Annotated in this window: 6 protein-coding genes; 4 read left to right on the top strand and 2 right to left on the bottom strand. The window is 33.8% G+C overall.

What is annotated here, in order from left to right:
• Positions 1–495 precede the first annotated feature (495 nt).
• Genes A9G28_RS07970 through A9G28_RS07955 form a run of 4 tightly spaced genes read left to right on the top strand, consistent with a single transcriptional unit; the run spans position 496 to position 3338 of the window.
• Positions 496–2151: an RHS repeat domain-containing protein gene (locus A9G28_RS07970; protein WP_065580320.1), complete on the top strand. Its 1656-nt coding sequence runs from the start codon at positions 496–498 to the stop codon at positions 2149–2151.
• 17 nt (positions 2152–2168) lie between these two features.
• A complete protein-coding gene (locus tag A9G28_RS07965; RefSeq protein WP_065580319.1) occupies positions 2169–2801 on the top strand; it encodes a hypothetical protein in 633 nt (210 codons plus the stop codon).
• A gap of 46 nt (positions 2802–2847) precedes the next feature.
• Positions 2848–3060, top strand: a complete 213-nt coding sequence (locus tag A9G28_RS07960; RefSeq protein ID WP_065580318.1) for a hypothetical protein — start codon at positions 2848–2850, stop codon at positions 3058–3060.
• A 56-nt stretch (positions 3061–3116) separates the two neighbouring features.
• Positions 3117–3338 carry a DUF7336 domain-containing protein gene (locus A9G28_RS07955; RefSeq protein WP_065580317.1) on the top strand — a complete coding sequence of 74 codons (222 nt, stop codon included), beginning with the start codon at positions 3117–3119 and terminating at the stop codon, positions 3336–3338.
• Positions 3339–4079: 741 nt separating this feature from the next.
• On the opposite strand, the gene A9G28_RS07950 is transcribed toward A9G28_RS07955, so the two are convergent.
• Together A9G28_RS07950 and A9G28_RS07945 are read right to left on the bottom strand one after the other, a co-directional pair.
• A complete protein-coding gene (locus A9G28_RS07950; RefSeq protein ID WP_065580316.1) occupies positions 4080–4508 on the bottom strand; it encodes a hypothetical protein in 429 nt (142 codons plus the stop codon).
• A 475-nt stretch (positions 4509–4983) separates the two neighbouring features.
• A partial coding sequence (locus tag A9G28_RS07945) for a DNA repair ATPase (RefSeq protein ID WP_065580315.1) occupies positions 4984–9282 on the bottom strand: 4299 nt, incomplete at its 5' end.

Here is a 9282-nt window from a genome sequence, read left to right as displayed (position 1 = left end):
TTATTGGCTAGAAGCTCAAAGGTTTCCTTGGAGTAAACAGTGTAAGACAAGTAAAAATGAGGCAAAAAAGCCACCCTATTAATATATCATAATAATTAAATTGTGTGATAGAGGATTTATTTTAAGTTATTAATTTATAAATCATATTCATAATTAGCATTTAAGTTGTTCCAAAAAAGAAGTAAATAATTAAAAACAGGTAGCCTATACCTGTTTTTAATTAGATAATACGTTGCAAATTACAAAACGAATAACAACCGTATTCAATACCAATACGATGCGGCAGGAAATCTGATAAAACAAAGTTATATTGAAAAAGGTCAATCAACTTCAAGTCAGGTTGTCGCTTATAGCTATAATCAGGCTAAGCAATTAATTGATATACTACAAACTGGTGACACCCATTCCCACTTTGTTTATCAGCGCGATAAACTTGGTCGAGTAACTCAAGAAACGATTACTTATGGCACAGGTGCAGATAGTATTACTAAGACTTTGCAGTATGCTTATGATCAAGAGGGGAATTTAGCTTCCATTAGCTATCCTGATAATACTAAAATAACCTATGGATATGATAAAAACCAACTAAAACAGGCAACACTGGCTAATGGCGAAGTGATTAAGTGGAGTGATTACCACTGGTTTATGCCATCTAAAGTGACTTATCCTAATGCAACGCAAACTAAGCAGTATGATTCATTACAGCGCCCTTTACTAATAGGGTTAACGGCGAATCGCAAAACATTATTAAATCGTCAATATAGCTATGATAAGGTGGGTAATATAACCCGTATCGCAACAGAAAACGGGGAAAACAATTACCAATATGACTTATTAGATCAGCTTACCCTTGCTAAACCTAATATTGAACTACAAAAGAATGGACTCACTGTAGAGTCTTATAGCTACGATGCTATTGGTAATCGCATCGGTAGTGCACAACAATTAGGCAAGTGGCAATATAATAAATTTAATCAGCTAATCAAATGGGGCGAAGGCGCTAGTCAAACCACCTTGACTTATACGCCTAATGGTCAGTTAGCCACTGAAGTTAGTGCAGATAAAAAATTAAGCTATCACTATAATGCAGCAGAGCGCCTTATCAGCGTTAACGATGAAACAACTGAACTGGCAACTTATCAATATGATCCTTTTGGTCGTCGTATCAGTAAAACCATTAATGGTGATATCACTTATTTTATTTATACTAATGAAGGTCTGATTGCTGAATTAGACCATCGTGGTCAGATGACGGTTGCCTATGGTTGGGTACCTGATACCGAATGGGGAACAAGCCCATTGTGGCAGGCAAGTTTAACTGCAGCTAACCAGACGCTACAAACTGCGTCTTACCATTATCTCATTACGGATCATTTAGGTACGCCACAACTGGCCATTAACAATCAAGGCCAACAAACATGGAAAATGCACAGTGACGCTTTTGGTAATGCGGCATTAGATCCTAATAACCAAATTACCTTAAATTTACGTTTTCCTGGGCAATATTATGATCAAGAAACGGGACTTTCTTATAATTATTTTAGGGATTATAATCCTAAAATAGGGCGTTATATCCAAAGCGATCCGATAGGCTTAAATGGCGGAATAAATACCTTTAGTTATGCCAGTGGCAATCCGCTTTTATATCAAGATCCCTTAGGGAAAAATCCAGTAACCTTACTCTTTAATGGTATCAGGGGATGTACGGCAACCCCAGTATGTGCCACTCTAATGAGAAGATTAGTGAGTGGCATTATAGCTGATAGAGTATTAAATAGCTTGGTAGCGCTACATAGCCATTATAATCATTGGAATGAAGAATGTTATCGTAACTCAGTTAATATAGCTGGTAAGAAAAGTAGCACTAAAAATAGTACATCTGGAGCAGGTTCTTCTAATAATGAAGATCCAGATGATGATAAAAACAAAAAATACAAGGTTCCAAAACCAAAGGTTAGTGGTAAAGAGGGAGCAAAAGACGCACCCGGTTGGGCTAAACAATACCGACCTTACGTTGGTGAAAATGGGAAAGAGTTTGCTACAAGATTAATGGATATGAAATATGGAAGAGGTAAATGGCTGAAAGGAAGTAGTACTGAGTTTAACCAAATTAGAAAATGGGGTGATAGATCATTTAAGAATCCTAACTAAACTATAAAGGAGAAATTATGCAGAAAGTCTATGTTTTATATTATATTCGAGATATCACTATTGCTGCTGAAAATAAAAAGAGAATTGGCACTTACAGTAGTTATAAATTAGCTAAAGAAGCAGAAAATAGAGTTAAAGACCTGACTGGTTTTATTGATTACCCGAATGAATTTTATATTGATGAATATGTTATTGATAAAGATTATTGGGCTGATGGGTTTAAGGCGATGCAAAAAGTCTATGTTTTATATCATATTCGAGATATCATTATTGCTGATGAAAATGAAAAGAGAATTGGCACTTATACTAGCTATAAATTAGCTCAAGAAGCAAAAAATAGAGTTAAAGACCGACCTGGTTTTATTGATTACCCGGATGACTTTTATATTAGTGAATATGTTATTGATAAAGATTATTGGGTTGATGGGTTTAAGGAGAAGCAAAAAGTTTATTTTTTATATCATATTCGTTATGAAGATACCGATGATGAGGACGTAAAAATAGTCGGCATTTATAGTAGTGCTAAGCAAGCTAAATTGGCTATAGAAAGAGTCAAAAATAAACCAGGATTTATCAATTTTCCCGATGGTTTTCAGATTATTAAAGGTGTTCTTAATCGTGATGGTTGGTGTGAAGGTTTTATTAAATAAAATATACCAAGCATTAAAAATGCTTTTATAAATTACAGGAGAATATATGCAAAAAGTCTATCATTTACATCATATTAGAGATGAAGGTAATGCTGATGAGGATAATAAACACATTGGCACTTATACCAGCTATAAATTAGCTGAAGAAGCAAAAAATAGAGTTAAAGACCAACCAGGTTTTATTGATTACCCGAATGGCTTTTATATTGATGAATATGTTATTGATAAAGATTATTGGGCAGATGGGTTTAATGACTAGGTTGTATTGAACTTATAAATAAATTTGTGAACCGAATAAAATATAGGAGTAAGGAGATGCAAAAAGTTTATTTTTTATATCATATTCTTTATGAAGATACCGATGATGAGGACGTAAAAATGGTCGGCATTTATAGTAGTTATAAGCAAGCTGAACTGTCTATAGAAAGACACAAAAATAAACCAGGATTTATTGATTTTCCCGATGGTTTTCAGATTATTGAAGATGTTGTTAATCGTGATGGTTGGGCGGATGGCTTTGTTGATTTACCTGAGTAGATTTAATGAATAACTTTTACAGTTCATTGATGGCATTGTAAATAAATTTATGTATTTGCCTATTTTGAACTAAGCGAATGGGTAAAAAATAGGTAGATACAAAATGGATGAAAAAAGCCTAAGAAAATTGACAGCATAAAACCCGTTTAGGCGCACCAAGATTAGTAAATGATATCAGAGTAAAGGGCTATGATATATTAGAAAGATTAGCCGAGCATGATAAAAAACAGTCAGAAAAGCTATTGATTTTATTTGATTTTTATTGTTGTAAAATGATAGGGATAATAACATTAACCCTTTTGTTACAAGCTTATTTCATGGTTTACAGCCCAATACATTAAATAGCTGGTGATACCTCTAAGTAATGATTTATTTGGTCGAAAAGTGATTGGATAGCAAACCAGTTCACATATTGATAGATATTTAGTTTGTAACACACTGAAAAATGCTTTATATCGTCGTCAATTTCCTAAAATTAGCATTTAAATTTGTTCCAAAAAGAAATAAATAATTAAAATTAAGTATAGGCTATATATGTATACCGCCAAACTTAATACAAACTCACGTAGAAAATTAAGCTACCTGTTTTAATGTTTTATATTCAATTGGTGTCATGTTATTTAATACCTATGAGTTATTTCGGTGTTATAAATCGTTAACCCTTCTTCCGTTATTTTCCTTGCTTGCGCTAATATTAATTCAAGTTTTTCAAATGAATTTTTCACTTGGAGAAAGCGTTTTTTAAAATTGATTAATACTCAAGTCGAAGTAATTTTGAACTTGCAATCCCTTTGATACAACATACGAACCTTGCAATAAGGACATTATAAGAATTCTCCCTTCAAATGGAGAAAATATATTAGAAATACTACCCTCTCTAATACCTATTGTTAATAGTTGTTCAATTTCATTCTGTATCCATTTGAAAGTGTAGGTTACTTTTGATGCTAGCTCTGGTTGATTCATTATTTGTTTATCATGAGCTAATTGTCCTACTAAACAACCACGCTTAATATCGCGTTTCTTGGTAAGAAGCTGCGTTAATCGATCAAACGCGGAACCTTCGTTATTTATTATTGTTTGAGTTTCACGAATTAACAATTCACAATTATATTGAATGGCATAATAAGCTAGATTATATTTTTTCTTAAAATGATGGTCTCTTGTCATTTTTTGTATTCCTACAAACAAAAATAAAAATGTAACATTTAAAAATAATCAGCAAAACAACAATTCAGATAGCCCTTTTAAAAATGGGAATGTATTGGAGATGGTATCGTCAGCGGTATTTCTTACTGTTCCTCAATTGGAAATGATTGTACTTACATTCGGAGGGGGTATATGCATGATGTGCTATAAATTAATCTCGTACTAATCTCGTGAATACTAATTTTTATACAAATTATGGACGGGATTTTAAGAATATGATCATGATAAACATTAAAATCGAATAGGCCTATTAAAATTTTATTTTATCGTCAATGGAATTTCGTCACTAACTCTTAGTTTTGTTGCCACGAATGCTATAGCTGGAGTGTTTTTTTCGTGATTTTAGGTTTATTTGGTTGCTTGGCAAGGTGTTGCTTATACAGATAAGCATACCAAAGATCGATCTATTGGTATGCTTATTTTTAAGTTTTTTATTTTATAACTTTAATGCTTGAACGCTTTGTACTAGATCAGCAAGTTGTGTAACAATTTGAGCTCCTGTATTAGCTTCATCGCCACCAAGTGCTTTATTGCGCACAAAGTCGGTTTTAATTTGCTGCCAGCGTTTTGTCTGTTCTTCGGTAAGTACATTACGGATTTCTGCCAATTTTAATAAATTTTCTTCTGCTCCATTAGTAAGCAATTGTGCTTCTCCAAGGTAGTGATCTTCAATAATCTGATTAAGTTCTTCATCATTCATCACTGAGGATATTTTTTCCGCAAGTTTATTCATATTACGGTAACTACCTTGCAACTTAAATGGAGGTTCGGTTCGATATTTATCAGATTGTGCCGCACTAATAATGTATTGTTGATTAACTTTAAATACTACTTCACGAACTTTTAATAGATGACGAAGTACTGCAACAATTTCATTAATTTCGGCTTGGCTATAAGCATAACTAAGTTCGTTAGTGTTAAGAGGCTTTCCTTGCGCGTGATCGATTAATAGATAAAGATCATTAAGGTCACGTAAGGCAAGAGGAGAAAGGATAGGATTTGAGGTTAAGCTGTTTTCAATATAGCTTGATGCAAATACTTCATCCATTCCGCCAAGCACTTCCCCTAAATTATAAATATCTGCACGGTTAGCCAACATGTCAGGAATTTTAAAAACTTCGCCAGATTCGGTATAGGGGTTACCAGCCATAATTACGCAGAATTTTTTGCCACGAAGATCATACGTTTTGGTTTTTCCTTTCCAAACCCCTTCAATACGCCTAGAGCCATCACATAGTGAAATAAATTTTTGTAAAAACTCAGGGTTGGTGTGTTGGATATCATCAAGATAAAGCATAACGTTGTTACCCATTTCAAGTGCTAAGTTAAGCTTTTCAAGTTCTTGACGGGCGGTTGCATTTGGTGCTTGCTCAGGATCAAAAGATAACACACTATGCCCTAACGCAGGTCCATTAATTTTCATAAAAATTAAACCAAGTCGGTTGGCAATATATTCCATTAAGGTTGTTTTACCATAACCTGGAGGGGATATGAGTAATAATAATCCCATTAAATCGGTACGACGGCTTTCTCCTACAGTTCCCATTTGTTTTGCTAGGTTATCACCAATAATTGGTAGGTAAACTTGATTAATGAGTTTATTACGTACAAATGAACTTAATGGTTTTGCTTTAAATTCCTCAAGATGTAAAAAATGGCGTTGTTCTTCTAAAACTTCTTGGCGAAGCATTTGGTAATGCTTAAATTCTGGAATTACTACACGCGATTGTTTACGCATACGACTAAAGAAGTCATCTAGATTTATATTTAATTGCCCTTGCTTAATGCTTGGATGTTCGCCTAATAGATCATTAACGGTAATATCAAGGTCAACTTCGCTAACTGTTGAGGTTATACCGTTTTCTTTATCTAATATACATAGCATCGTTGCTTCAGCAATATAAGCTACAAATTTTTGATACTGGGGTAGGGTGCATAGACCTTTAAACCAACTTTCGATTAGATTCCAACGATCTGCTAATCGTGTCATCAGGTTTATTTGTGATTGATTAAAGTCCACCCACATGTGAGATTGCTCTAATTGCGTTTTTAATCCTTCAAACAATATTTGGCTATATTTACTTAATGTAAATTGTTGCGGTGTTTCGGCTAATATGTAGCTTAAATATTCGGATGCCTGTTTAACATGATAATTATCATGTTGTATTGGATATTTTTGTAGAAATAAACTGAGTTCTTCAAATATTTCTGTACGAAGATTTTTTAAACCTTCTTCATGTCCAAATAGTGAGTAAATATCCATACAGGTTTTAGCGCGTTCAGGCCATAACTTAGCGATGTCATTTTTTTGATTATAATGCCAATAAAGCATAGCTAAACTGCGTGCTAAAGGATTATAACGTAGTAAGCCTGCAATCTCACCTAGTGGAATAATTTTTAATAATATTTTTACTGCATCATGATCGTGAATGCCTTTTTCATAACCTTCTCGATATCGTATTGCTGCATAATCACGAACAGTTTTACTCAATAGTTCAGGTTGATTTAATTGCGTAGTGAGTTTTTCATAAGTTAATTCATCATCTTTTTTTAATGCAGAATTAATAATTGAATAAGCAAGATATTCTGCACGATAGACTGTAGGTGATTCTGATTCTAATGAAATTGTCCAAAATGGTTTGTAGCTTTCTAGTTTAGGATGTTCTATTTTTTCTTGATAATCGGTACCCGTTAATTGTAAATATAGATGGTCTGCTTTAGGTACGACTGTTAGATCAAGTTCCTGTGTATTGACACTAAACTTATGTCTTGGCCCAAGTTTTATGACATTACCGCCTGATTCAAAAATTTCTGATTTATCACGTAAAGCGCGGATTGCTTGATCTTGTGCGCTTTTGAATCGGGATTCAATATCGTCTGCTTTAACATTATCAAATAGTGCTCTTAGTTTTTCGACGATTTCACGAATTTTTTGGGCTAAAGGATCAGCAACAAAAAAAGCATTGAGTTCTGTTTGGTCTGAAAACTTTGCGGTTCTTCTTGGTATGCTATCTAAAATTCGTTGCGCTGCGGTTTGTAGTGCTTCACTGCGTCTAGCTCTGTCTTCTAGAAGAGCTTGCTTATGTGTTTCAAACGATTCTAATATTTCTTCACGCTTTGCTAAGATATCATTTAAAAACTCTTCACTTTCGCTAAATTGATTTTCCAGTTCTTCTAATTGAACTAACAGCCTAGAGAGCTCATCTTCACATTTTTCAGGTGTCGTAGCAAGCCCTAGTGCATTGGCTATACTTTGACTAAATAGTTTGAATTGAGCGCCGAATTGGGCGACCATTTCAGTGCTCGAAAAATTTTTTCGGTTTTGGTTTATTCTTGCTTTGGTTTGATTAAGTTTTGAATAAACTTCTGCAATTGATTCAATGATTTTTGTTTGCAATGTGACATCATCAAACTTTAATGATGCCATTAATTGCGATAGCATATCTAAATCATTAGACATATCATCAGCCATTTTTGCTGGCTTATTGAGTTTTGCGACAGAATCTGCTTTCGCAATGTCATTTTCTATGTCATCAATTTTTGATATGAATGGCTCTAAGGCTTGTTCGCTACCTAGAAATTCTGCTGTGGCTAAATAAACGATAGATTGGCGTTTTTTAAGTTCATCTTCCATTATATCGATTTGATCTAAATCGATATAACGGTAAGTTCTTAAAGTGACAAGACTACCCAATTGCATTTTGATTGCATTCAGGGCATCGACATATTCTTGAGTTTCTTTCCAACTATCAGGATATAATTTTGCTAATAGATCTTGTTGATTTGAAATCGCTTCGCGCATAGCGCTATTTGATTGGCGGCGTATACTTTCAACTTTTTCATATTCATCAAGTACTAATTCGCTTGTTTGCGAAATATTACGAAGAATTGGTGTAAAAGGTAAATTTTTCTCGTCATTTAGCCAAAAGTAGGTATCAAAAAGTTTTTTAGTGTCTTCACTTAATTTGCTGTATAGTTGGGATGATACTGATTGGTTGTCAATTTCACGAGCAATAAAATAAAGATCTGAGATGCCTCGAACTAGTTCAGCATTGCCAATTCTACCTAAAAAGCTATTATTTGTTGGTTGTTTTGCAGCAAATTCATCACTATAAAATGGTGTTTGCCATATTTGCATTGGATGGACCCGAGTTGGTTCGTTACTTTCTCCCTCGAACACAACCATTCTACCATCTTCAAAAACAGCATAACCATGACCTAAAATAGGGCTATTGAGTTTACGTTCAATCATATTATAGTTAAATAATGCTAATCGACCAGATGTTGGATCATAAAATATATATAAAACATCTTCGCCATTAGGTGAACGTCTGATACGTCTAAAACGCATTCCTGACATTGATTGATCAAATGTTTTGTATTCGCCATTTTGTAAATAGTAACCACCAGGGAAAATAATTCCATGATCTTCTGGGAGTTGGATACAAGCTTGACCAATAAAATCAATTCGTTGGACTTGTTGTGTTAGCGTATTATAGACTAAGTACCGCCAATTATCTTCGCGATAAGGTAATACTTTTAGTAGAATCAATGATCCTACTTTAGCATATTCTATTTTAGCGTCATTAATGGATTGATTTTTATCGATGACATCTTCGCGGTAAATTCCAAGCCCATCGTTAGTGTTATTTTCACATTTTATTGTTAAATCACCACCAATTGTTTCAACAAAAACAGTATCTAACACATTAACATGTGGAAATCGTCCATTAAT

This window comes from Gilliamella sp. Fer1-1 (assembly GCF_001690825.1).
Taxonomy (GTDB): Bacteria; Pseudomonadota; Gammaproteobacteria; order Enterobacterales; family Orbaceae; genus Gilliamella; species Gilliamella apicola_C.
This window is presented reverse-complemented; position numbering and strand designations above follow the sequence as displayed.